This window comes from Virgibacillus halotolerans (assembly GCF_016908515.1).
GTDB classification, from domain to species: Bacteria; Bacillota; Bacilli; order Bacillales; family Amphibacillaceae; genus Virgibacillus_M; species Virgibacillus_M halotolerans.
Window position 1 is genome coordinate 885,831 of record NZ_JAFBEA010000001.1, and the last position, 25,929, is coordinate 911,759.

A 25,929-nucleotide genomic window follows, 5' to 3' on the forward strand; every position below is an offset into this window, starting at 1 on the left:
AGTATTTGTAATATAACTATATCTGTATGAATTATATGTAAAATTCCAGGAGACGTCAAGGTCTAAGACTTATTTTCCAGCAACTCCAGATCTTCGCCTATTTCTTCATCAAATAATTTTTCCCAATCATCGGTCCCAATCATATCCAACTGTGCTTCAACAAGCATCTTCAGACGAGTTCGGAATACCTTTGCTTGTTTTTTCAATTCCTCTACATCCATTGATATACGACGTGATTTACTTAATGCTTCATTGATAATACGATCAGCATTCTTTTCTGCTTCTTTAATAATCAATTTTGATTCCTTCGATGCATTCCCTGTTACTTCTTCAGCCGTTTCCTGGGCCACCAGAATTGATTTATTTAATGTTTCTTCAATATTTGTAAAGTGCCCTAGTCGTTCTTTTAGCTGATCCACTTCTTCGTTTAAATCTTTATTTTCTCTAATTGAAACCTCATAATCTTTGATGATCTGATCCAAAAACTCATTCACTTCATCCTCGTTATAGCCACGAAGACTTCTTGTAAATTCTTTATTATGAATATCTAATGGTGTTAATGGCACATCGGCCACCTCCTCATGGAAATTATACTTCATTTCTTCAATTCGACATTTTTTTGCAGAGTCCTGCAATAACTGCAGATTACTTTAATATAGCTGTTGTAATCCTCCATTTATCTTTTTTCGTTTGCCCATTTACTTCTACTAGCTTGCTTCGTCCTTTTCCACGAACAGATAGTAGATCACCAGGCTGAACCGTAAATTTTCCATCCTCAACAACTTTAAAGTTAACTTTTACATGACCTTTATTGATATGATCCCCAGCGTCTTTTCTCGACATTTGATATATTTCTTTTAAAACGTTATCCAATCGTAAGGAAGAAACCGTTTTATCTGCCTCGACCCAATTTGTTTTATTTTCTAACATCGTAGACAGAGGTGCTTCTTCTAGTCTAACGGTTGCCTTTTTGATGGAAGTCAGATTGACCATCACATAAGCAGCTATTTCGTCAGCCAAAACAATTTGGATCGTACCATCCCCAACAAAAATATCTCCAAGTTTCTTCCGCTTAATGCCCAATGATAAAAAAGCACCCATCACATCCCGATGTTCCAGGGAAATAAATTTGTCCTGGTAGGAAGCTTGAAGTAATGTTAGCTGGAAATCATTTGTTTCTATTGCCTCATAAAACGGTGCGATGATGACACGACCTCTTTCCGCATCCAAACCTCCACCATGTTTATACATCTTTACATCCGGATTGTTTTCCCCTATTAACATGTCGATAATACGCTGTTCTCTTGGATCAAGGAAGTCAGTTAATTTAGCCTGGTAGGATTGTTCCACAATTTCTTTCCAAGATAATACCTGATCAATAAATGGCTGTTCATCTTCCCTAAAATGCTGATAAATATCCATTTTTATCTCCCTTAAAACAATAGCATTTTAAACAGTTCTAATAATCCTGTTCTAGCTAAATAAATGACGAATATTCCTACGATAGGAGATAAGTCAATCATACCTAGTGGCGGAATAATTTTCCTGAATTGCTCTAAATATGGTTCACATATTTTTGTTAAAAATAGGCCGATCGATGATTCACGGGCTCCTGGGAACCATGACATGAAAATATATACAATTAAAGCCCAACTGTATATTTGAAAAGCTATGTCTAATATCCTATAAAGTTCTAACATCTATTCTCCTACCATCCCTTATTAAATTCCTCTTCTTCTACAAATGTCTCTGATATAGTTCCGGAGACATCTACATTATCCGGTGTACAAAGAAACGTTTCCGCACCAAGTTTTTGAATATCACCATCAACCGCATAGACGGTACCGCTTAGAAAATCAACAATTCTTTTAGCTTGATTGTTCTCAACCCGTTGCAGGTTGATTACAACAGCGCGTCTATTAACAATATTATCGGCAATTTCCTGTGCTTCATTATACGTTCTTGGTTCACAAAGGACAACTTTCGAGGTTGCCTGTTGCATACTGGTTAAATTAACGACATTTTGATTCTTTTGCTTCGCTGTTTGTTTTCCTTTTGGTTCTGGTAAAGGTTCCTCATCGACATACTCATATTCATATTCGTCATCCATCGTAAAGTAGTTTTTAATCTTATTTTTAATACTCAATTTTACTTCACCTCTTCATTTTTTACTTTGGGATCATCCAACTAATTTTGTGCCGATTCGAATATGTGTCGCTCCTGCTTCAATCGCAATGTCATAATCGTTACTCATTCCCATTGATAAATATTCACATGGTGCATGCTCAAATTGCTTTTGTTTTATCGTATCCCTCAGTTGAGCTAACTTTTTAAAGTTTTCCTTTAATACTGTTTTATCTTCAACATGCGGAGCCATAGTCATTAGTCCAACCACCCGGACATTTTCATAGGCAGCAATCTCTTTTATAAAAGGCATGACCGCTTCTGGGTTAAGTCCGTGCTTCGTCTCTTCTCCACTAACATTCACTTGTACAAAACAGTCAACCGTTTTCTCTGCTCGCTTATTTATTTCTTTAGCAAGTGAAAGACGATCCAATGAATGAATTGCAGTCACTTTATTAATGACTTCTTTCACTTTTCTTGTTTGTAAGGTTCCAATAAAATGCCACTTCGCTTTATCTTCTATTTGATTGTACTTTTCTACAAAGCCTTCAAGGCGATTTTCGCCAAGGTTTTCAATACCTGCCTCAATTGTCTCTTCTGTTCGTTCTATTGTAACATATTTTGTAACTGCTATTATGGTTATTTCTTCAGGATTCCGATTACTATTTTCACAAGCTTGTCTAATATTTGACTGAATTTGTTCCAGATTTGTTAATACATTCATTATTACCAATTCTCCTCCACAATATAATTATGGTGTATAACCTAGGAATCCTAGCATTCTACCCGTTTCACCATTATCTCTCCGATGTGAAAAAAATAAGTTTTGCTGATCAAACGTGCAATAGTTTGTTACATCTATATTATGACGTAAAATGCCAGATTGTAAAAGGATTTCAACATTTAGTTGCTTTAAATCAAGTAAATACCGATCATTTCCCATATCGGTAACTGTTTTTCCTCTAAATTTTTCATCCATAGAATCAATGACCACATGGTTTACTTCATAAAAAGGCTGAGAAATACAAGGACCAACAACAACAAGCAGGTCTGACTTGTTTACACCTACTTGCGAAAATCGCGCGACCATTTTTTCTGCCATTCGCTGAACCGTTCCTTTCCACCCGGCATGTGCTATCCCAATATATCCTGATACAGGATCGAAAAAAAACAAGGGAACACAATCCGCGAAAAAAGCGGTGCATAGTATGCCCGATTGATTGGTAATCAATCCATCCGTTCCGGTTATTGAGCTTTGGTAGGAAGTGGCGCCTTTACCTTTGTCTTCTTCGCCCACCACTTTTATGTTTGTTTGATGTACCTGTTCACCGGATACCCAATTGTCCATTGAAACATTTAGTGCTTCTGCTAATCTTTTTCTGTTGGTGATGACGTCTTCTATTTTGTCAGATACGTGTAATCCCATGTTTAATGAGTGGAAGGGCAACGCACTCGTTCCACCTATTCTCGTTGTAAAACCTGCTTTTAAATTAGGGTTTATTTTCTGCCATTTTTCGATGTTTAAATAGGATGAGTGATTGTGTAAAAAAGGTTCGCTCATTGGAAGTCCTCCTAGAAGTATACTTGTATCATTCTAACATATTATAGCAATTTTTTTACTTTCCGTATTGTGATTCGATATACAATTGTGGCCCCTCGACATCTTTTACAAGTATGACGTCCGAGCCAATTCGCATGATTTGGTTCCAATAAATAATTAATTCATCCATTTTTCCGAATAGATTTGCCTTCTTCTCCTTAGCAAGAATAATAATTGCCAAAATTTCACCGGTATTCGGATCGATTTCCAAATCTGAGATATGTCCTAATCGTCTACCATCATCTATAATAATAACTTCTTTTAATTGCAATTCTGATAACATGATCATACTATTCACCCCACCTTATGCTTAAATATATGCTAGTGAAGGCTAATTTATATGCAAAAAAAGCAAAAGGAACAGGTTCATTACCCGTTCCTTTTGCCTCTATACTTCTCGCTTATGCTTTTCGCCTCTGAACAAACCTGCTCAGCTTTTCTTTTGTCTAGCTTCTCAGGTTAGAGGCTCGAGACATAAGCAATTGACACTTCAAGTACATAAACCGGTACTTGTCGGTCTCTTGCTTATGCTTTTCGCCTCTGAACAAACCTGCTCAGCTTTTCTTTATTACTCAAACATTTGTTTGTTCATTTGATGGATGGCAGCTTTTTCAAGCCGGGATACTTGCGCTTGAGAAATGCCTATTTCATCCGCTACTTCCATTTGGGTCTTGCCCTGGAAAAATCGCTTGTTTAAAATCATTTTTTCTCTTCCGTTCAACTGGTGCATACCTTCCTTCAATGAAAGCTTATCGACCCAGCTTGCGTCCTCTTCTTTATCATCACTAATTTGGTCCATAACAAAGATCGGGTCGCCCCCATCGTTATAAATTGGTTCAAATAAGGATACTGGATCTTGAATCGCATCCATCGCAAACACAATATCTGAATGGGGAATCCCCATTTCCTCTGCGATCTCCATTGGTGTTGGTTCCTTCGATGTTTTGCTAATCAATTTTTCCCTGACCTGTAGTGCTTTATAAGCTATATCTCGTAAGGACCGGGAAACTCTAATCGGGTTATTGTCCCTTAAGTATCTTCTGATCTCACCGATGATCATAGGAACAGCATATGTGGAAAATCTAACATTATGTCCTAAATCAAAATTGTCTATTGATTTCATTAAGCCGATACAGCCGACTTGAAATAAATCATCTACATATTCACCACGATTATTAAATCGCTGTATGACACTTAGTACAAGACGCAAATTCCCATTTACAAGTTCCTCTCTTGCGGATAGGTCTCCGTCCTGCTGCATCTTAACAAACAACTTACGCATTTCTTCATTTTTTAATACGGGTAATTTTGATGTATCAACACCACATATCTCTACTTTATGTTTAGCCACTATTGTTCAACCCTCCCAGTTGGTGATGCTGTTCATGGACAGTATCTCCGCCTGGGTTATTTTTTATGCAGGGTTATCTTCGTAGAAAACATGAAAATAATGGCTTATTTATAGATGGATCAAGGCTAAACCATTTTATTAAATTCTTTTTTTAGACGCCTGATTATTTTCTTTTCTAAACGCGAAATATAGGATTGAGAAATGCCCAGCATATCCGCTACATCCTTTTGCGTTTTTTCTTCTTTTCCAATCAAACCAAAACGCAATTCCATGATTTGTTTCTCGCGATCATTCAGCTGTGATAGCGCGCTTTTAAGCAGACTTTTATCCACTTTGACTTCCAAATTTTTGGTGATAATATCGTTGTCCGTGCCTAACACGTCGGATAAAAGCAATTCATTTCCATCCCAATCAATATTTAAAGGCTCATCAAATGAGATCTCTGATTTCGTCTTATTGTTTCTTCGCAGATACATGAGTATTTCATTTTCAATGCACCTTGATGCATATGTAGCCAATTTTATTTTCTTTTCCGGATTAAAAGTGTTTACAGCTTTAATCAGACCAATCGTACCAATACTAATTAAATCTTCAATATTAATCCCCGTATTTTCAAATTTCCGGGCAATGTAAACAACCAAACGCAAATTACGTTCAATCAACATCGCTCTAGCAGATTTGTCCCCTTTTGGAAGTAACAGTAATAATTCCTGTTCTTCTTTTTTGGAAAGTGGTGGCGGAAGTGCTTCACTGCCACCAATATAATAGATTTCATCTGATTTTATACCTAATTTTATTAATAGTTTGTACCACCATAATTGTAAACGCAATTTCAATGTGCTCATTTTACGAGTCCTCCTTTACGCAGAATGTACAACTGCTAATTTTAAAATTTGTGGATGAAGCAAACAATGATAGCTTTGGTCCTTGACCAGTCCAGCAAATTGAATGCCGATTAATACATTGCTTGTACTGATAATTTGTCCTTCATAGTAAATGGTTAGCTTTTCCGGTCTGAGTGCAAATAGAAACATACTCTTCCCCTGTACCCCTTGATAAGGAACAAGTTGAATATAATTTCCCCACTCATCCGGCACTTCCTCCATCTGGAGATTTTCATGTGCTGCACGCAATGATTCCCATTCTCCGTCTGAGAACCATTGTTTTAAAAACATTTCATCACAAATAATGACAGGTTTTTTAGTTAGTGGATCCACCAGTTGATTGCCGCTATCAATATATCCGGTTGTTGAATAGCTTTGATCCTTTAATTGTATCGTTACAGGACACTGCTGGTCATAACGAATCTTCTCTTTAACATGGTTGTCCATACGCGATTTTGTAAACAGCCAAACACAAGGGAATCCAATGAATACAAATAGCCAACTAACGGGATCGCCATAACCACTGTTAAAAGTAAGTACACCACTCATGGATAATCCAAATGGGTTTTGAAATAAAAAATGAATCGCAATTAATCCACCTCCGATTGCAAATGTTGTAAAATAAAAAAGTGAAAGTAGTTTCATCATGCGATAAATCGATACAAACCCAAAGGCGCAGAAGATAATAACAATGGAATATAGTAATTTACCTGGAACACTGGTGAATGCGCTATCAGGAAAATAGAGTGAAATTGGTACAAGTAAGGAAGCAACCACCGCACCGAATAACAATCGTCTCTTCCTGGTACCCTCTCTTGCTAAGCCCTTCGTTAACAGGAGAAGCATCAAATCAAGGAAAAGATTTAATGCCCAGACAGCATCAAGATAAATAGTCACTATACCCTTCCTTTCATTAACAAAGTACCCCCTTATTCCCTATTCCTATTTTCATTGCTGTTAAGGATTAAAGAAAAGTATACGCGAATCAATAGGCAAAGTCTGTCACTTCTTGTATGCATATTTAGACTATTTTTAACTAGTTACCAATAAGTTTGTCATGCCTGCACAACAGAGAATAAGGAGTTAATCAAATCATGAAAACAAATAAAAAAGCAAACGCACAGTCTATTAACTGCACGTTTGCTATATAATATTGTTTATTTATTAATTTGTTCCATTTAACGTCTACGGTTGCGATTTCTTAAGAAGGTTGGGATGTCTAATGTATCCTCTTCCTGTTTCGGACGTTGTTGCTGTTGCTGCTGTATTGGTTCCCTAGGTTCCCTTGGCTGCTGCACCTCATCATTCGCCCTTGTAGCGGCCTGTTGCTGATGATTGATTATCGGACGTTGTTTTGGTGCATTTTCCTTTTGCAGTGCTTCATCAAAACCAGTTGCAATTACAGTTACAACGATCTCGTCTTTCAAGTTTTCATTGATAACAGATCCAAAAATAACATTCACTTCTTTATCTGCTGCGGAAGTTACTAGGTCAGCTGCTTCCTGAACTTCATATAAGCTTAGCGATGATCCACCGGTTATATTCATTAATATACCATGTGCGCCATCAACCGATGTTTCCAATAATGGAGATGAAATTGCCTTTTTCGCAGCTTCTGTTGCCCTTGTTTCGCCAGTTGCGACACCAATTCCCATTAACGCAGACCCTTTATCAAACATAATTGTTTTTACATCTGCAAAGTCAACATTAATCAAACCTGGTTTAGCAATTAAATCAGAAATACCTTGTACACCTTGTCTTAATACATTGTCAGCTTCACGAAATGCTTCTAACATAGGCGTATTTTTATCTACAATTTCCAGTAGACGATCATTCGGGATTACAATTAATGTGTCTACTGCGCTTTTTAATGTATCAATTCCAGAAATCGCCTGGGTAGATCGTCTTTTCCCTTCAAAAGAAAACGGACGTGTTACAACACCGACAGTTAAAGCACCTAAGTCCTTCGCAACTTGAGCGATAACCGGTGCAGCACCTGTACCCGTGCCACCACCCATACCAGCAGTAACAAAAATCATATCCGCACCTTGTAGTGCGTCCTCAAGCTGTTCTTTACTCTCTTCCGCTGCCTTTTTACCTACTTCAGGGTTGGCACCCGCACCCAGTCCACGTGTGAGCTTACCACCAATTTGCAGTTTCACCTCTGCCAAAGATAGATTTAATGCTTGGGAATCGGTGTTCACTGCAATAAATTCTACACCTTCTACACCATGCTCAATCATGCGGTTAACAGCGTTATTTCCGCCACCACCAACACCAATCACTTTTATTGTCGCTAACTCATCCATATTTGTATCAAACTCTAACATATTTCGTTCCTCCTAATATGCAAAATTACAAGAGTTCTAGAATCCAATCCTATAAAAATACTTTTAATCAAAGAAATACTTAAATAAATTAGCGATTCCAGATTCTTTTTTCTTATTTTCTTTCGGTTCACTTGATTTCGATTGTTTTTTTACTCTTTTGGGTTTCTGTTCTTGCGTACCCATAATCACAGAAGGGAATAATTCTTTACCTTGTATTTTCGCATTATGATAGGCAAATTGCAATATTCCTACTCCAGCTGTAAACTGCGGTTCTCTAACACCTATATAATCCGGTATTGCAATACGGACATTTGACTGATATAAATCCTGCGCAAGCTCTGACACTCCCTGCATTGCCATTGTACCACCTGTTAAGACATATCCGCCAGGTAAATCCTGGTAACCCATCTTTCTGATTTCCCGTTCAGCAAAAGCAAATATTTCTTCCATTCTAGCTTCAATCATATCAGAAATTTGCAATTGATTATAGTTTTCTTTCGTATTACTGCCGATGACTGAAACATCAAAGGTTTCGTCTTCCCGTGCATCATCATAGAAAGCATGTCCATAATTCAATTTAATGTCCTCTGCTTCTTCGGTTGATGTTCTCAGTCCGATAGATAAATCCTTTGTAACATTATCTCCACCTAAACTAACAACACTTGTTGATGCAAGATGGTCATTTTCAAAAACAGATACGGTTGAACAGCCACCACCAACATCAATCAGTGCTATTCCCATATTTTTTTCATCCTTGGATAATGCTATCGTACCAGCAGCTAGTGGCTGCAGACAAATATCTGATACTTGTAAATTAGCACGTTCCACACATTTCAGTGTGTTATGTAAAACTGTTTTTGAACAGGTAATAATGGTCCCTTCCATTTCTAAACGAACACCAATCATTCCCCTTGGGTCAGTTATTTCATCCAACCCGTCAACAATAAATTGCCTCGGTATAACATCGATGATTTCCCGTTCCGGTGGTACAGAAACAACTTGTGCACCATCAATTACCCTTGTAATATCTTCATCGCCTATTTCCCTGTCTTCGCTTTGCACAGCAACAACGCCATGACAAGGCTGCAATTGAACATGATTACCATTAATTCCTACTACCACTCTTTCAATTTCCATACCCACCATTCGCTCTGCTTGTTCAACTGCATTTCTAATGGATTGTACGGTTTGATCAATATCAACGATCGCACCTTTTTTCATTCCATTAGAGTTTGCTGTACCCACACCAATAATGTTTAGTGAATCATTTAAAACTTCACCAATAATTACTTTTATTTTTGTTGTACCTATATCAAGACTTACTAAGACTTCGCTGTTACTCAAAGAAAGGCACCTCCCAATTCAAAACTATCTGGATGCATGATCAGATAGCTATCCAATTTTCATTATCATACACTTGTATATACTATTTTATAGGAATTGATGTAAAAAAGAAAACATATATAGGTAATTCCACAAAAAACCGCAGATCCCTTTTATTTCCTTGAAAAAATAAATATTTTCTTCCTATATGATTACTTTTGATTCAGCATTATACTATTTCGTAGAACATATAGCTTATATGGCTTTCGTCCAATGATTAAATGTTCGCTGATGATCCTATTCTGTTCCATCATTCGATTCCATTTCAGCTTCCTCTGCTTCTTCAAATGATTGATCAACAGATTCATCGATTGATTCATCTTCATTGTTATCTTCTGAATCCTTATCGAATGATTCAAAATAAACACCTACACCGATATGAATGATCCCCTTACTGTCCGTGTCTAACTGCGACACAATGGAAGGATATACTTTCATTTTTTCTGCAAAATCTCTTATCGTTCCACTTACAACAAATCCATCATTCATATACAGTAATATTTTATGTTTATTGTCATCTGTCGGTTTCCAATGGATCTCAGAAATTAAATTTGTAATACTATCAGGTAATTTCTTTAACTCCCCTGTCATACTATGTAGATATTCCTTGTCTTTAAAATCGAGCAGTAATGGTGCATTACCATTGAAGGAACTTTTCCCAAATGCTTCCAGCGTTTTTCCATTTCCAAGAATAGGATAATAATTATTATCCTTTTCAACATAGCCCACTAATTCGTGTTCGCTGATTTGGATTTCTACAGTCGATGGTAACTTCCTGCCAATCTCAACCGATTCAACAACCGGGTTCTCATTTAATGATTTTTTTATATCTGATTTATTAATCGTCCAAATATTCATATCGGTTGTTAAACCACTTTCGTTAATTATTGATTCCTCAGCAATATAAGAATTACCAGTGACCGAAATTGTTTTAATATGACTTAACGGTGATTGAAGATAGACGATGATAGAAATTAAGAAGAAAAAGATAGTTAGATAAAATACTAAGCGTCGATTAGCCTTTTTTTTGCGGGCTTGTTTCAATTTCGGAATACGATCCTCAATGGAAACAATTTTCTTTTTGCTCATCTCCGTTTCTTCCTTTATACAAAAATTACATAATGAAACGATAAAATATCCGTTTTATTCATGTTACATGAATTATATCACATAATGCATGTAAAAATGTAGTATACCGTGCATTGTTTATCAAGTATTTTTAGAAAACCTGGCTTATCGCCAGACTCTCATAGCCAAAGCCTTGGTTGCACTTATATTGATTCCCCATAAATGGTATGTTTTCCTATCATCGTAAGCAAGCATGACCGCTGTTTTCGTATACTTTGTTGCTATTGATATATACCAAAGTTCGGCCAAAATGATTAAACTTTTCATTTCAACTGTAAATCGTTAAATTTTCCCGTGTTTACTAATATTTAATAATATACCAACAGAGCAAAGGGTTAATGTCAAGGAAGAACCGCCATAGCTTAAAAACGGCAATGTAATACCTGTAACAGGAATTAATCCGATAACAACACTGATATTTATCATGACTTGTATGGTTAACATCATGACAATTCCAAGTGCTAGAAATCGTCCGAATGGATCAGGAGATTCTAAAGAAATCTTTATTCCCCGCCACAATAACACAAAAAATAATCCAATGACAACTGTGCCTCCAATAAAACCAAGCTCCTCACCTAAAATCGCAAATATAAAATCGGTTTGCGGTTCAGGCAAATAAAAATACTTCTGTAAGCTATTCCCTAATCCAAGTCCCATTAATCCTCCGGGTCCAATCGCATATAAAGATTGAATAATTTGAAATCCGTCGCCTAATGGGTCCTCCCACGGGTTTAAAAAGGCAGTAATGCGGCTGATACGATAGGGGGCGGAAAGGATAAGAAAAACAAAACCAGCCACACCTATTCCTGCTAGCCCAAAAAAGTGTAACAGCCTGGCACCAGCAGCAAAAACCATAATCATACAAGTAAGTACAAGCACCACCCCAGTACCTAAATCCGGTTGGAGCATAATTAAACCAAAAACTGTAAAGATTAAAATGATCGATGGAAAGAATCCTTTTTTAAATGACGTAATAAATTTCTGATTCATCGCCAGGTGAGCAGCTAAAAAAATAATGATACCCAGTTTCATAAATTCAGATGGCTGAATGCTAAATGCCCCAACACCAATCCAACTTTGTGCGCCTCCACGTACCATCCCTATACCAGGTATCAACACGAGAAATAGTAGCACAAAACAGCTAAACAATATCAATTTCGCATATTTTTTCCATGTACCATAAGGGATATACATCGTAAAAAACATCGCAATGACCCCAACCCCTGCAAAGAGAACTTGTCTTTTAACATAATAAAATACATCTGAAAATTTGTAATCAGCCCATACCCTAGAAGAACTGTATACCATGATAACACCAACAAGCAATAACCCTAAAACAGTGACCAATAATATATAATCCGGTTTATTTTCGCTTTTTTTAATCTGTTGAAACAAAGAAAACACCCCTTGTCCATTTTTTGGAAAGGGGCTAGTTTATTGCGTTATATGATTCGTTTCTCGTTGTTTAAAACAAGCCCCTACTTCAGTTTATGCACGGCTTGTATAAACATGTCACCTCTTTCTTCGAAGGTGCGGTATTGATCCCAGCTCGCACAAGCTGGAGACAATAAAATAACATCATTTGCTGCTGACATCGCATATCCTTTCACGACTGCAGCATCTACATCTTGAACTTTTACAACTTCAATGCCTGCCGTACCCGCCAATTCCTCCAACTTTTGTGCTGTTTGACCAAACACAATCATTGCTTTCACTTGGGAAAGAAACGGTAGTAAATCTGTAAACTCATTTCCGCGGTCAAGTCCGCCAGCCAAAAGAATGGTTGACTGATGAAAAGAAGCGAGTGCTTTTTGTGTGGCTAAAATATTCGTAGCTTTTGAATCATTATAAAAGACACGATCATTAATTTTATCAATAAATTGCAGACGATGCTTTACACCTGTAAAAGTGGTTAATACTTGTTGAATGCCTTCATTTGTAGCACCACTTATTTTAGCAGCTGCAATGGCGGCTAAAATATTCTCCAAGTTATGTTGACCAACTAACACGATCGCTGCACGTGCAATTACTTTTTCATTTTTAAAATATACATATTGTTCATCAGCCCACGCACCATTTTCCAGCTTTTTACTAACGGAAAACGGGACATGTATGGATACTGCTTTTTGTACGGCTTGCGTAATAAATACATCATCCGCATTATAGACCAGATAATCATCTTCTGTTTGATTGTTAAAGATATTACATTTTGCTTGCCGATAATTTTCCAGCGTTTTGTGATAATCCAAGTGTGCTTCAAATATATTTAACAAAACAGCAATTTTTGGTTTAAAGGATTTAACACCCAGTAGCTGAAACGATGATAATTCCAACACCAAGGTTTCATCTTTAGTTAAGTCTCGTGCAACATCTGTCGCCACGACGCCGATGTTACCGGCAACTTGAACAGGTACTTTGCTATTTATCAGCATCTCATTAACGAGGGTTGTTGTTGTTGTTTTACCATTTGAACCGGTAATGCCTACAATGTCACCTTCAGCAAGCATGCCTGCAATTTCAATCTCTGTGATGATTGCAATACCTTGCTCCTGGGCCTTAGCAAGAATTGGGTTGTCATATGGTATACCAGGATTTTTCACAATTAACTCCACACCGTCCAGAATATCGACTGGATGAGATCCAATAATTACTTCTGCACCGAGTGCATTTAATTCCTTAACAATCGCGTCATTGTCTTTTGCTGACCTATCATTCACACGTACTTTTTTCCCATCAGCTAACAAAGCTTTAGCTGCAGCTGTTCCGCTTTTTGCTAAACCCAGGACAAGTACATGCGAGTAGGGTAAATCTAATTTATTCAACTTAACCACACCTCAATATATATACCAATACCGGCAAAGATTAGTCCAATCAACCAAAATGTTGTCACGACCCGCCATTCAGACCAGCCTAACAATTCATAATGATGATGTAATGGACTCATTTTAAATATTCTTTTACCGGTTGTTTTGAAGGAAATCACTTGAATGATCACTGATAGTGTTTCAATCACAAATACGCCACCGATAATAACGAGAATAATTTCCATTTTTGTTAAGATGGCTATTCCTGCCAATGCTGCACCTAATGCTAGAGAACCAGTGTCCCCCATAAATACTTTGGCTGGATGTGCATTAAAGACTAGAAATCCTAATAAAGCGCCAACTACTGCTAAAGAGAAAATGGCAACCTCATTTTGCGGAATACCATACCATGCCAAAATCCCGAATGCACCGAATACAATCGCGGCAGTTCCAGCCAGCAGTCCATCCAAACCATCTGTCAGGTTTACAGCATTAGAAGCACCTACGAGCATGACAATAATTAAAATAGCATAGCCCCAACCTAGATCCCATACGACACTTGTACCGGGAATTTGAATCGTTGTTGGAAAGTCCTGCGCACGTAAAATAAAATAAAATACAAGTGCAATAATAATCTGGCCAAGCATTTTTTGCTTTGATGTTAAACCTAGATTCCTTTTCATTGCTACTTTAATAAAATCATCTAAAAAACCTAATAATCCATAACCGACAAGTACAAACATAAGTAGCCATAGCTCATAGCCAATTCCATTTGAACTTGCCTTGTATACCATGATGATTGACGTAACAACAATACTGAAAATAATCATCAGACCACCCATTGTCGGTGTGCCGGTTTTCTTATGATGTGACTGGGGTCCTTCTTCTCTAATGCTTTGTCCAAACTTTAATCTTCTTAAAAATGGGATAAATATCGGAGATAAAAGGACGGTGATAAGAAAGGCTATAGCTAATGTCGTTAGTAATACAGTTATATTCACTTCTTCTCCTCCTTGTACAGTGACCGTCCATGTTATTTATGTTCAGATTGAATCATTAATGCTTCAACTAATGATTCAAATTGTAATCCTCTTGATGCTTTAAACAATAGTAATGCTTCATCATGCAAATAGGGCTGAAGTGCTGCTAATAATTCTTCTTTTACGGCAAAGTGTTTTCCTTTGATATAAGGCTTTTCCTTCGTAACAGCAGTAGATATCTTTTCTGCATCTTTTCCAAATGTAAACACTGCCGTGATTGGTGAGTCGATCACCTCTGAAACAGAGCGATGTAATGCTTCCGAATGGTTTCCTAATTCGAGTATATCACCAAGCACAAGCACTTTCTCTTTAAAGCCATCCATTTGTTTTACAACCTCAATCGCTGCTTTCATGGAGGTTGGCGATGCATTATAAGCATCATTAATCATTGAAACATCATGTACTCCCTGCTTCAGTTCAAAACGCATCGCTGTTACTTCTAGCGTAGTCAAAGCCTGTTTCATTTTCTCTTTGGTGATACTTAATGCTTCCCCTAACACAATGGCAAATGCCGCATTTAAGGCATGATGCCTCCCTAATAATGGAATCGTATAGGATGTACCTGACAAACGGAATGTCGTTTTTTTAGTATGGACATCTACATCACTAACAATTACATCATTTTTCTGGTGAAATCCGCATGCAATGTTATGATTTTGTTGTAGCGCAGTATTTAGTAGTGGCTCATCTCCATCAAAAATCACCATACCATCTGCTTTTAATCCTTTGGTTATTTCCAGTTTTGCTTGAGCAATCCCCTGCCGGGACCCCAGAAACTCAATATGAGATTCCCCGATATTGGTGATAATTGCATAGTCAGGTTTGGCGATATTGGACAGTCGTTCAATCTCACCAAAATCACTCATCCCCATTTCCAATACAAGTACTTCCGTATCTTTCTGCATCGATAGGACGGTTAACGGTAAGCCGATATGATTATTAAAGTTCCCATTCGTATAGTGTGTTCTATACGTTGTCTTTGCGATTGCAGTAACAATATCTTTTGTTGTTGTTTTCCCATTGGATCCAGTGATTCCGATAACAATCGGATTAACATTATTTCTATAATGGGTAGCCAATGTTTGCAGTGCTGTTAATGTATCAGCGACTAAAAACACAGGGAAATCTGTTGGCAGAAATTGCGGTAATGGTTTGTTTTCATCCCAAAATGCAGCTACCGCCCCATTTTCAAGGGCTTGCTTCATATAATCATGACCGTCAAAGCGTTCACCAACAATCGGGATAAACAGTGACTGCTTTAGCTTCTGCCGGCTATCTGTTGTAACTGTATTGATTGTGATCGCATCTGCCGCTTCTCCACAGAAATTGGTGAAATGGTTGGACAACCATTTAGTTGTAAACAACATATTAATTCTCCTTCGCTAAGATTGCTTCTCTGGCAATTTCGCGGTCATCAAAATCATGTTTCTCGTGTCCCACGATTTGATAGGTCTCATGCCCTTTACCAGCGATTAAAATAATATCATCTGCTTCAGCATAATCGATTGCGCGTTTGATAGCTGCCTTCCGATCAACAATCACTTCATAATTATCAGTAGCTGTATCCAGTCCATTTACCATATCCTCTAGAATGCGTTTCGGATCCTCAGTCCTTGGGTTATCAGATGTAAAGATAGCCTGATCAGCATATTTGGCCGCGATCGAGGCCATTAAAGGTCGCTTACCGCGGTCCCTGTCTCCACCACATCCAACAACAACATATACTTTTTTCGTAGCAAATTCATTGCTCGTTTTTAAAATATTTTCCAGAGAATCTGGTGTATGTGCAAAATCTACAATGACAGAATAATCCTGATCCGCTTCAACAGGTTCAAATCTACCGCTAACTCCATCAACACTTTCCAGTGCCTGTTTAATAACAGGTAATGGAATACCTTGGGCGATTGCAGCGGCGGCAGCGGCTAACATATTGTATATATTAAACATACCAATTAACTTGCTATTAATATCAATGGTTTCAAACGGTGTATTTAGGCTAAAAAATGTTCCTTTCGAATCAAGCTTGATGTTTTTCGCCATGACCTGGGCTGTATTTTTGCAACCATAAGTGATGACGGGCTGGGCAGTACTTCGTTTTAACAAATCACTGGCAGCATCATCTTCATTAATTACAGCAAACTTTGATCGAGTTGTACGATAACTATTTCCTAATTGTGCAAACAAAAGACTTTTCGCATGCAAATAATCATCCATATTTCTATGATAATCTAAATGATCCTGCGATAGATTCGTAAATATCGCAATATCGTAATCACATCCATGCACCCTACCAAGATCTAACGCGTGGGAAGAAACTTCCATAATAGCCTGATCCACATCCTCTTCCAGCATTTGATGGAATGTCTTCTGCAAATGCAGCGCATCTGGTGTTGTGTTAGCGATCGGATACGCCGTGTCACCTATTTTCATTTGAATGGATCCGATAACACCTGTTTTCTGGCCGTTTTGACGAAAAATTGCTTCCAGCAAGTAGGTTATTGTCGTCTTCCCATTTGTCCCTGTTACACCAATAAGTGGAAGCTTGCTTGTTGGATCATCGTAAAATGTAACAGCAAGCATTGCCATCGCCCTTGTTGTATCCGGGACGACAATGACGGGTACGCTTGCCGCCATATCCTTTTCGGCGATGATAGCAACCGCTCCATTTTCAATGGCTTGGTCTGTATAATCATGTCCATCCACAGTAAACCCAGAAATACAGACAAATAAATTGCCTGATTTCACTTTTCGTGAATCCATTTCTATATCGTTAATAATCACATCTTCGATCGAAAGCTTCGTTTTATAGAATGGTAAATTTGCGAGCATATCGGTTAATTTCATCGTTAACATCCTTCTTCAATTAATATCCTACTTAGGCTTCTACTGCATTGTTTTTTAACGCTGCTTTTATTATAGCAAATTTTATCATGGTTCTCGATTCTTTTTATCAGATAAATAAATTCTCATTTTTGAGCCTTGTTCCACTTTTTCACCTGGTGCTGGTGCCTGGTCGATAATGTAGTCACCTGATCCGCTTGTTTCAATGGACAAATTTGTCATATATTCGGCTAACTCTTCCTTTGTCATACCAATTAAGTCAGGTACTTCTATTTTCGGTTGTTCTGGATACAGATATTCCTTATCCAGCCCATCTGTTCGGGGTTCAACGTTCAAAGCTCTTAAACTATCGCCTATAATCGTTCCTACAATCGGCGCTGCTACCACACCACCGAATTGAACAGTATCTTTAGGATTGTCAATCGCTACATATACAACAATTTCCGGATCGTCAGCAGGCGCAAAACCAATAAAGGAAACAACGTAGTTATTTTGCATATATCTACCATCTTTTCCAACTTTTTGCGCGGTTCCGGTTTTTCCACCGACACGGTACCCATCAACATATGCAGGTCTACCTGTCCCTTGTGCCACAACACTTTCTAAAGCATTACGAATTTCCTTTGAAGTAGATTCAGAAATAACATTTTCCTTCATCTTTGGTTTGATCGTTTCAACTGATTTATTCGTTTGCGGGTCTATCCATTCATTCGCAATGTGTGGCTCATATAAATAACCGCCGTTTACTGCCGCAGCAACTGCCATTACTTGTTGAATCGGCGTCACAGAAACACCTTGGCCAAAGGAAGTTGTCCCCAATTCTACAGGACCTACATTTTCCGGTTTAAAGAGGATACCATTTCCTTCCCCCTGTAGGTCAATACCAGTTTTTTTACCAAAGCCAAAATCATTAATATAGGTAAACAGCTTTTCTTTGCCTAGTTTTTGTCCCAAGCTGACAAAGCCCGGGTTACACGAGTTTTGCACTACTTCAAGATAAGTTTGTTCCCCATGCCCGCCATGCTTCCAGCAATGCAGTTCTGATCCGCCAACTGAAATCGAACCGTCATCAAAAAAATGATCTTTCTCTAAATCGACAGCTTTCTCTTCTAATGCCGCGGCAAGGGTAATAATTTTAAATGTTGACCCAGGTTCATACGTACTCCATATTGGTAAATTGCGATCAAAAATATCTGCGTCCACTTCTTGATAATTCTCCGGGCTGAAATTCGGTCTGGATGTCATACCAAGTACGCCGCCGGTTTTGGGGTTGACTGCAATTGCCAATGCACCATCAGGATTATATTTAGATACAGCAAGATCGAGTTCGCGTTCCATGATTGTTTGTACCTTTGAATTTATCGTCGTCTTTAAATCCAGTCCATCAGCAGGAGGACTATATATATCAGCAAGATTATCCAGTCTTTTTCCCTTCGCATCGGAATAAAAAGAAAGACTGCCTGCTTTACCGCTTAGTTTCTTATCATGATAAAGTTCTAAGCCCATTAAGCCTTGATTATCTATGCCAGTAAATCCCAATACATGTGCAAGGTCGTCCCCTAACGGATAATGCCTTTTGGAATCCTTTGCCAGATAGACACCATCCATGTGAAGCGTCCTAATCGCCAGCTCCTGTTCCTCTGAAATTTTAATCCCAGCTGGACGAATATTAGAACTGGCAGCATTTTTGGTAATATCTTCGTATACTTTATCAACCGATATATCCAAAATGTTAGCTAATTTTTGAGCTGTGTCCTCCGGATCTTTAATTTGTCTTGGAACAACTACAACCGATGGTGCAGTGACATTTTCGGCTAATATTTCATCATTTGTATCAAGTATATGGCCACGTTCCGCTTCGAAGACAATATCCCTTGTCCATAAATTATCTGCTTTAGCCATTAGCTTGTCTCCTAGTATAAATTGGACATAACCCAAGCGCACATCGATAATTCCTAAAATGATGAGACCAAAAAGAAAAACAGTAACGATTCGTTTTCTAACTGTAACAGTGGATACACGTTTCATACTCCATCCCCTTTTCATAGGTAGGCTTGTATTCACTATATGAATTAGCAAAACTGAATAGAACACTGTTTAACTTCGCTTTAGCGGTTGCTTACATCATTCTGTTTCATCATCATTTTTCTTTTCCTTATCTTTTTTCTTTTTCTCGTCAGGTGTTGCCAATTCCACCCCTAAATAGTCACCTTTTTTAAGAACTGTGTTTTTCTTAATGTTTTGCGTGACAACATAGCCATTTCCAAAGGTCTCTACTTTTAATTCCATTAAATCTGCTAACTGCAATACATCTCTGAGTGACCAATCGGTAATATTTGGCATCGTTGGTTTATCCGTTACTAAAAGGACGTGTGTATTCGGCATTAACGTATCGCCTTCCGCTACGTTTGCGTCTACGATTTTCCTGCCTTTACCTATCACACTCACCTTTAAGCCTTTATCTTCTAGTGATTTCTTTGTTGTCTCTGCATTTGCACCTATAATAGATGGCACTTTCACTTGGTCCACAGAAGCACTTTCGCCTTTATCTGGATCGATATTTAAATAGTGAAGGCTATTTTCCATCACATTATTAAATATAAACGATACCGGCAATGAACCTAATTCGTCACCTTCCAGTTCCGGCTGTTTGACAGATACATACATCATTAATTCTGGGTCCTCCATGGGAGCCATGCCGAGAAACGAAAACACATGATTTTCCTTGCCCGTTAAATAACCAGCACCATCCGGATTGGGAATTTGTGCTGTACCTGTCTTTCCCCCAACCGAGTAATCATCCATATGATACATTTGCCCTGTTCCATTTTTTTCATTAACAACAGATTCAAGTAAATCCTTCACCTGCTCAGCAGTTTCCTTCGAGATCGGTTCGCCTACAACGTTTGGGTGTTTTTCTTCAATAACCTCATCGGTGTTGGCATCAACGATCTTTTTAATAACATACGGCTGAAGCATCTTCCCATCATTTGCAATAGCGGTTGCTGCTTTCATCTGTTGAATAGGTGTCACTGTACTCCCCTGTCCAAAAGCTGTCGTTATCTTCTCAGCCGGCCAGTTATAGAGAATATGTCCGGCTACTTCCCCAGGTAAATCAATATCGGTTTTCTTATCAAAACCAAACGCTTCTAAATAAGTGTGGAACTTGTCCGCGCCAATTTTTTCCCAGGCAAGCTTGGATGCAGCGACATTGGATGATCGTTTAAACCCTTCATCATATGAAATTTCGCCCCAACCTTTACCACCATTATGGTCAAAAATTGGTTTCATTTTTTCGTTAGCTTTAAATTTACCAGATTTATAGATATCATCCCCATTGTATACCCCTTCTTCGATCGCAGCAGCCCAGGTAAACATCTTGACCGTTGATCCTGGTTCAAATGGTGTTGATATCGCGTCATTATACCAATTCTCTACATCTGTTGGATCATTTGGGTTATAGCTTGGTCGATTACTCATTGCGATAATTTCACCGGTTTTGGGATTCATCACAATAGCAGTTAAACGTTCCGGATTAAATTCATCCTCTACCTGGGATAAAGTGTCCTCAAGCAAAGTTTGGATTTTCTGATCAATCGTTAAATAAACGTCATCGCCATCTTTCGGTTGTTTGACGATTTCCTTTGGATTTAACAGTTTCTTATTATATTTATCTCGTTGATAGGAAATGTGACCATTTTCACCGCTCAGCAGATCATTCATTTCTTCTTCCATACCGGTTATTCCAGTAATTTCCCTTTTTGTTACGCCATCAATTTCCTCTTCTTCTTCTTTCGCGAACCCAATAATATGGGAAGCAAAAGTACCGTTTGGATAATAGCGCATTGATTCCTTATCAAAATTTATACCTGGAAGCTTCAGTTTTTCAATTTCTTCTTTTTGCTGTTGGGAAAGGTTTCTACCTTTTTTACCGAATTCTACTTGGTATTTTTTACCCTCAATACCTTTTTCTAATTCAGATAAAATTTCACTTTCCTCTATATCCAGTATAGGGGCAAGCTGTTTGGCCGTTTTTTCCGGATCTTTTACGTGATTTGGCTGGTTCGCATCCCCTGTTATAATGGCAAACAATCGATACGTCGGTCTGTCATATGCTAATGTCATTCCATTTCCATCAAAAATCTTGCCTCGTTCAGCGCTCAGTGCATGTGATGATGTCCGTTTTTCTATTGCCAATTCTTTGAGCGAAACATCATTTACTTCACCAGTCACCTGTATATAGATAAACCGGCCAGTTAAAATCAAGAAAATCGCCGCGAAAAATATGACCAAAACACCTGCCATGATGTGTGTTGCCTTATTTTTCTTCATAAACATGCCCCTTGGTTAGTTGTTAAATGCGTTTGCCTGTTTCACTTCAGCATTTTGGATTTTCAATCCTTTTTCCCTGGCAATTTTTGTAATTCGTTCAGGTCTGCTTAATGATTTCATTTCATAGGATAGACCTTCGTTTTTCACTTGCTGATATTGGACGGTCTTCTCCAAATCCTGCAAATCCCGGTTCAAGGTATCTGTCGATGCAGAATAAGAAACAATGAAAATCCCCGCAAGGATTACAACCACGCCCATGAAGGAATATAGAAATTTCTCTCCTTTTGTTAACCATCCCTGTTTTTGAACTTTTACTGCTGCCTTTTGTCTTTGTGTTTCCGTTTGATCTGGCCTTGCCTGCTGCCAACTACGGGCGTGACTTGTACTCATTATTTTTTCCACCCTTCCCCATAAGTAAATGTTTCGTTCCATTCGTTCACTTTTTCAATAATACGTAGCTTAGCTGATCTTGATCTTCGGTTGTCTTCTAATTCATTTCCACTTGCTATCAGCGGCTTTCTTGTTATTAATTCAAATGGAGCCTGATGCGCATCTGGAATGATTGGTAAATTTCTTGGTGTTGCTTTGGCAGTACTCCATTTTTTAAATGCCTGCTTACATAATCTGTCTTCCAACGAATGGAAAGTAATAACAGCAATACGACCATGGATCGCCGTCACTTTTGCCGCTTGGTTAAGTGCATCATTAAAAGCACCTAACTCATCGTTCACTGCTATGCGCAGTGCTTGGAAAATACGCTTTGCTGGATGTCCGCCCTTTCTACGGGCTGGCGCCGGTATGCCTTCTTTAATAATTTCCACCAGTTGGTGTGTTGTTCTAATGGCTTCATTTTTTCGGTGTGCTTCTATTTTTCGTGCGATTTGCTTAGAGAACTTTTCTTCCCCATATTTGAAAAAAATAGCAACCAAATCATTGTAGGGCCAATCATTTACGATTTCATATGCGCTTAACTCCTGCGATTGATTCATTCTCATATCCAGCACAGCATCATGCTGATAACTAAACCCTCGCTCACCTCTATCTAATTGTGGAGAGGATACACCGAGGTCAAATAATATACCATCTACATTTGTTATCCCATGCTGACGTAAAGCTTCTTCAAGCTGTCTGAAGTTTTTATTGATAAATAACATTTGATCCTGATAGTCTGTTAAACGTTGTTTTGCCGCCTCTAATGCATCAATATCCTGATCAAAAGCAACCAGTAATCCACTGTCATTTAATCTAGATACGATTTGTTCAGCGTGACCGCCACCGCCTAATGTGCAATCTACATATGTACCATTTGGTTTGATTGCCAGGCTATTGATCGTTTCTTCTTTTAATACACTATAATGGTCAAACATTTTTACACCCACTTCTAAGCTCTTCTATTACTTTAAATATCAAAATCCATCAGATTTTCAGCAATCTCGGCAAATGATTCTTCTGATTCGTTAAAATAGTCTTCCCATTTGTCAATTGCCCATATTTCAATACGGTCGGATACACCAATAACAACACATTCTTTTTCGAGTACTGCATAATTTCTTAACGGTTGTGGCAGGTTTATTCTCCCCTGTTTATCCACTTCACATTCAACGGCTCCAGAAAAGAAAAACCGTGTGAATGCTCTAGCATCTTTCTTAGTGAGTGGGAGTTTTTTTAACTTCAATTCCAAGTTTCTCCATTCATCCATTGGATATGCGAACAAACATTTATCCAGTCCACGAGTCACAACAAAGTTCTCCCCAAGTTCATCACGAAACTTGGATGGGACAATAATACGACCTTTAGTGTCTATGTTGTGTTGGAATTCGCCCATGAACATATAGTTCGCCCCACTTTCATATTTTTATATTACCACATCCCCCCACTATTCACCACCGGAATTCAAAAAAAATGGTCTAAAATCATAAATTGAATCTTTATGCCTATCTTCAAGGAACACAAAAAAGCTGTCTTCATCGTAAAAGACAGCTTTTTCTATAAGATATTAAAAAGTGGGGGAAGGTGGTGATTAAATATATATCAAGTAATGATTACGATCAAAAGAACAAGATTGACTGGTTATATATTTAATAAAATCCGTCCCATATTCATTGATCCATGGTAATGGATTCCAAATACGTTCCTGTAATCCCCCTTCAGGATGTAGTGTATTATTGATCAGGTCAAATTCATATAGTTCTTTTGCATATTTTTGTTCAAGTACTTTGATTAATCTATCCTGTAAATAGTCAACATCACGGTTTAAATAAAATAGATTTTTATCTGCTAAGTCCCCGAGATCCGCTCCCAAGCTACGCGCGATATCCCTTAACGGTTGATGTGCCTCTTCTATCGTGCTTTTCACGTCTTCAGCAACTTTTTTAATGGAGGGGTTGCTCTTAGCTGTTAACCAATCCGTCTTTTTTTCCGTTACACCTTCATTTATAGCCTGTTCCACACTAATCTGATAACGATCTAGCGCCTTTTCAATGTTTCGTTCAATATAAGTAAAGGATAACCTCGGCACAACCGGTGGCATATTCATATTCAGGATATGGAATGCAGGCTTTAGCACGGACCAATAACTTATTTCTCCCGGTCCGCCAATAAATGCCAACGTCGGAAATAATAATTCCTGCATTAATGGACGTGTTACCACATTATTACTGAGGGATTCTGGATTTTTCCTCGCAATATCCACTAATTCACCTGTTGTTAATCTAACCTGATTTTGCTTTCCAACCCAATCTCCTTGTTGATTTTTCGTAAGCAAAACCCGTTCATTGTTTACATGATAAAACAGGTGTGCATCCTGTTCTTCTACATCCAATGAGATCGTATAACCATCTTGTTTTATTTGAAGAGAAGCATCATAAACACCTGCACTGATCGCAGGCTGGTTTTCTATCATTTGCAGAAAGTGGCTACTCTCCATTCGACGTACCTCGGGATGAGCAGAATCAATTAAAACCAGTCCTTCCTCCTGATAAAGTTGAAAAATAACCCGAGCAAAGAAGTCTGTATAGGTTGTTGATTTCTCAAGACAGCGGAGTATTGTCTGATATAAATCTTTTGTATACTGCGTTTCTTTAAGTTGTTCAAATAATTGATCTACCCACCGCTTACTTTCTGTTTCATCAATTTCTATATGGGAAACAGAGCTTTTATCCAGTACCTGTTGCGGTAGTTTATATTTGTGTATCTTTGGTGGCTCTGACAAGAAGATATGATTCATTTCCGCAAAATCATGATCTTCCCCAGCAATCCAAAATACGGGGATAACAGGTATTTGTAAAGCCGCTTCCTGTTGTTTCGCTAGTTGAATGATCGAAATGATTTTATTAATCGTGTACATTGGACCCGTTAATAAGCCAGCTTGTTGGCCACCGATGACAACAACACTTTTTTCCTGCTTTAACCGGTCAATATTGCGCATCGTTGATTCAGGAGCATCCCATTGTCTGTTAACTGTATGTAGTACGTTCGTTAATTGCTCCCTGTTGAAATTGCGCTCCTTTAAATCGTTCACTCTTGTTGTAAAATTTTCATTTGGGCTATAATCAAAGTATTTCATCACCGACGCATGTTGATTTCGATAGTCCGTAATAAATTGACTTTGATTGTGTAATTGTACTGGTTTGATCTGCATAGATCCAATGCTCCTTTATTTCATAATGTCCACTACGTATTGTACATAAAATCACATTGTATTTCATGTAATTTGATTGACAGTGAAACTTTAATAAAATATCCGCCTGACAATACCAAAGCACACGAGTATAAGGTACATCAACAGAAATAATAAAAAACAAATTCGCCAAAGTATTTTTATCGCCTGCTTCATTTCAACTTCCGTACGCACTTTCCACTGATAATATATAATGATCGTTAATATCACTAATAGTAATAACAGTATCATACCAATAAAACTCCGATCAAATAGGAGCTTCAATAGCATCGGAACAGCAACCACGTACCATATTGTCGTCCAATGAACTGTACTGTGAATTACTTGCCATTTATGTGCATATATTTTTCCAAACAGGAAATAAGCAACAATCGTAGCAATGATCGGCAATGTAATGAAAAATGCGATGATATAAATGAGATAGTCCAGCATA

At 38.0% G+C, this 25,929-nt stretch carries 25 protein-coding genes and 1 other annotated feature (1 of these 26 cut by a window edge); all 25 genes read right to left on the reverse strand.

The features are described from left to right. Positions 1–2: a binding site (T-box leader), on the reverse strand (it extends 220 nt beyond the left edge of the window). A 60-nt stretch (positions 3–62) separates the two neighbouring features. After that, entirely contained in the window at positions 63–566 is a 504-nt protein-coding gene (locus JOC34_RS05020) for a DivIVA domain-containing protein (protein WP_205135607.1), read from the reverse strand. A gap of 79 nt (positions 567–645) precedes the next feature. Further along, positions 646–1,422 (reverse strand): YlmH family RNA-binding protein, encoded by a 777-nt coding sequence (locus JOC34_RS05025; protein ID WP_205135608.1) that lies wholly within the window; start codon positions 1,420–1,422, stop codon positions 646–648. A gap of 11 nt (positions 1,423–1,433) precedes the next feature. Continuing rightward, on the reverse strand, positions 1,434–1,700 hold the full coding sequence (locus JOC34_RS05030; RefSeq protein WP_205135609.1) for a YggT family protein: 267 nt from the start codon (positions 1,698–1,700) through the stop codon (positions 1,434–1,436). An 8-nt stretch (positions 1,701–1,708) separates the two neighbouring features. Beyond that, positions 1,709–2,146, reverse strand: coding sequence for a cell division protein SepF (locus JOC34_RS05035; RefSeq protein ID WP_205135610.1), 438 nt, complete (start codon positions 2,144–2,146; stop codon positions 1,709–1,711). 33 nt (positions 2,147–2,179) lie between these two features. Further along, positions 2,180–2,848, reverse strand: coding sequence for a YggS family pyridoxal phosphate-dependent enzyme (locus JOC34_RS05040; protein ID WP_205135611.1), 669 nt, complete (start codon positions 2,846–2,848; stop codon positions 2,180–2,182). Between the two features lie 27 nt (positions 2,849–2,875). Next, positions 2,876–3,685: a peptidoglycan editing factor PgeF gene (gene pgeF, locus JOC34_RS05045; RefSeq protein WP_205135612.1), complete on the reverse strand. Its 810-nt coding sequence runs from the start codon at positions 3,683–3,685 to the stop codon at positions 2,876–2,878. 55 nt (positions 3,686–3,740) lie between these two features. Continuing rightward, positions 3,741–4,013 (reverse strand): YlmC/YmxH family sporulation protein, encoded by a 273-nt coding sequence (locus JOC34_RS05050; protein WP_205135613.1) that lies wholly within the window; start codon positions 4,011–4,013, stop codon positions 3,741–3,743. Between the two features lie 279 nt (positions 4,014–4,292). Further along, complete coding sequence (sigG, locus tag JOC34_RS05055; protein WP_205135614.1) at positions 4,293–5,075, reverse strand: RNA polymerase sporulation sigma factor SigG; 783 nt, start codon at positions 5,073–5,075, stop codon at positions 4,293–4,295. 125 nt (positions 5,076–5,200) lie between these two features. Beyond that, positions 5,201–5,920 carry an RNA polymerase sporulation sigma factor SigE gene (sigE, locus tag JOC34_RS05060; RefSeq protein WP_205135615.1) on the reverse strand — a complete coding sequence of 240 codons (720 nt, stop codon included), beginning with the start codon at positions 5,918–5,920 and terminating at the stop codon, positions 5,201–5,203. Positions 5,921–5,935: 15 nt separating this feature from the next. Next, complete coding sequence (spoIIGA, locus tag JOC34_RS05065) at positions 5,936–6,856, reverse strand: sigma-E processing peptidase SpoIIGA (protein ID WP_205135616.1); 921 nt, start codon at positions 6,854–6,856, stop codon at positions 5,936–5,938. Positions 6,857–7,137: 281 nt separating this feature from the next. After that, on the reverse strand, positions 7,138–8,289 hold the full coding sequence (ftsZ, locus tag JOC34_RS05070; protein ID WP_205135617.1) for a cell division protein FtsZ: 1,152 nt from the start codon (positions 8,287–8,289) through the stop codon (positions 7,138–7,140). Between the two features lie 63 nt (positions 8,290–8,352). After that, positions 8,353–9,633: a cell division protein FtsA gene (gene ftsA / locus JOC34_RS05075; protein WP_205135618.1), complete on the reverse strand. Its 1,281-nt coding sequence runs from the start codon at positions 9,631–9,633 to the stop codon at positions 8,353–8,355. A 276-nt stretch (positions 9,634–9,909) separates the two neighbouring features. Continuing rightward, positions 9,910–10,761 (reverse strand): cell division protein FtsQ/DivIB, encoded by an 852-nt coding sequence (locus tag JOC34_RS05080; protein WP_205135619.1) that lies wholly within the window; start codon positions 10,759–10,761, stop codon positions 9,910–9,912. Between the two features lie 321 nt (positions 10,762–11,082). Continuing rightward, complete coding sequence (spoVE, locus tag JOC34_RS05085; RefSeq protein ID WP_205135930.1) at positions 11,083–12,183, reverse strand: stage V sporulation protein E; 1,101 nt, start codon at positions 12,181–12,183, stop codon at positions 11,083–11,085. A gap of 95 nt (positions 12,184–12,278) precedes the next feature. After that, the gene (gene murD / locus JOC34_RS05090; protein ID WP_205135620.1) at positions 12,279–13,622 is read right to left on the reverse strand and encodes a UDP-N-acetylmuramoyl-L-alanine--D-glutamate ligase; all 1,344 of its coding nucleotides are present in this window, start codon (positions 13,620–13,622) and stop codon (positions 12,279–12,281) included. Continuing rightward, positions 13,619–14,605 (reverse strand): phospho-N-acetylmuramoyl-pentapeptide-transferase, encoded by a 987-nt coding sequence (gene mraY / locus JOC34_RS05095; protein WP_205135621.1) that lies wholly within the window; start codon positions 14,603–14,605, stop codon positions 13,619–13,621. The genes murD and mraY overlap by 4 nt, the downstream gene beginning before the upstream one ends. Before the next feature lie 32 nt (positions 14,606–14,637). Then, positions 14,638–16,011, reverse strand: a complete 1,374-nt coding sequence (locus tag JOC34_RS05100; RefSeq protein ID WP_205135622.1) for a UDP-N-acetylmuramoyl-tripeptide--D-alanyl-D-alanine ligase — start codon at positions 16,009–16,011, stop codon at positions 14,638–14,640. A 1-nt stretch (position 16,012) separates the two neighbouring features. After that, a complete protein-coding gene (locus JOC34_RS05105; protein WP_205135623.1) occupies positions 16,013–17,488 on the reverse strand; it encodes a UDP-N-acetylmuramoyl-L-alanyl-D-glutamate--2,6-diaminopimelate ligase in 1,476 nt (491 codons plus the stop codon). 84 nt (positions 17,489–17,572) lie between these two features. Continuing rightward, entirely contained in the window at positions 17,573–19,513 is a 1,941-nt protein-coding gene (locus tag JOC34_RS05110; protein ID WP_205135624.1) for a stage V sporulation protein D, read from the reverse strand. A 96-nt stretch (positions 19,514–19,609) separates the two neighbouring features. Continuing rightward, complete coding sequence (locus tag JOC34_RS05115; protein ID WP_205135625.1) at positions 19,610–21,817, reverse strand: penicillin-binding protein; 2,208 nt, start codon at positions 21,815–21,817, stop codon at positions 19,610–19,612. A gap of 15 nt (positions 21,818–21,832) precedes the next feature. Continuing rightward, positions 21,833–22,207 carry a cell division protein FtsL gene (gene ftsL / locus JOC34_RS05120; RefSeq protein ID WP_205135626.1) on the reverse strand — a complete coding sequence of 125 codons (375 nt, stop codon included), beginning with the start codon at positions 22,205–22,207 and terminating at the stop codon, positions 21,833–21,835. Continuing rightward, the gene (gene rsmH / locus JOC34_RS05125; RefSeq protein WP_205135627.1) at positions 22,207–23,184 is read right to left on the reverse strand and encodes a 16S rRNA (cytosine(1402)-N(4))-methyltransferase RsmH; all 978 of its coding nucleotides are present in this window, start codon (positions 23,182–23,184) and stop codon (positions 22,207–22,209) included. Before rsmH ends, ftsL begins: the two co-directional genes overlap by 1 nt. 32 nt (positions 23,185–23,216) lie before the next feature. Then, positions 23,217–23,648 (reverse strand): division/cell wall cluster transcriptional repressor MraZ, encoded by a 432-nt coding sequence (gene mraZ / locus JOC34_RS05130; protein WP_205135628.1) that lies wholly within the window; start codon positions 23,646–23,648, stop codon positions 23,217–23,219. 189 nt (positions 23,649–23,837) lie between these two features. Then, positions 23,838–25,457, reverse strand: coding sequence for a bacillithiol biosynthesis cysteine-adding enzyme BshC (gene bshC / locus JOC34_RS05135; RefSeq protein ID WP_205135629.1), 1,620 nt, complete (start codon positions 25,455–25,457; stop codon positions 23,838–23,840). Between the two features lie 90 nt (positions 25,458–25,547). Continuing rightward, positions 25,548–25,928, reverse strand: a complete 381-nt coding sequence (locus JOC34_RS05140) for a DUF3397 family protein (protein WP_205135630.1) — start codon at positions 25,926–25,928, stop codon at positions 25,548–25,550. Between the last annotated feature and the right edge of the window lies 1 nt (position 25,929).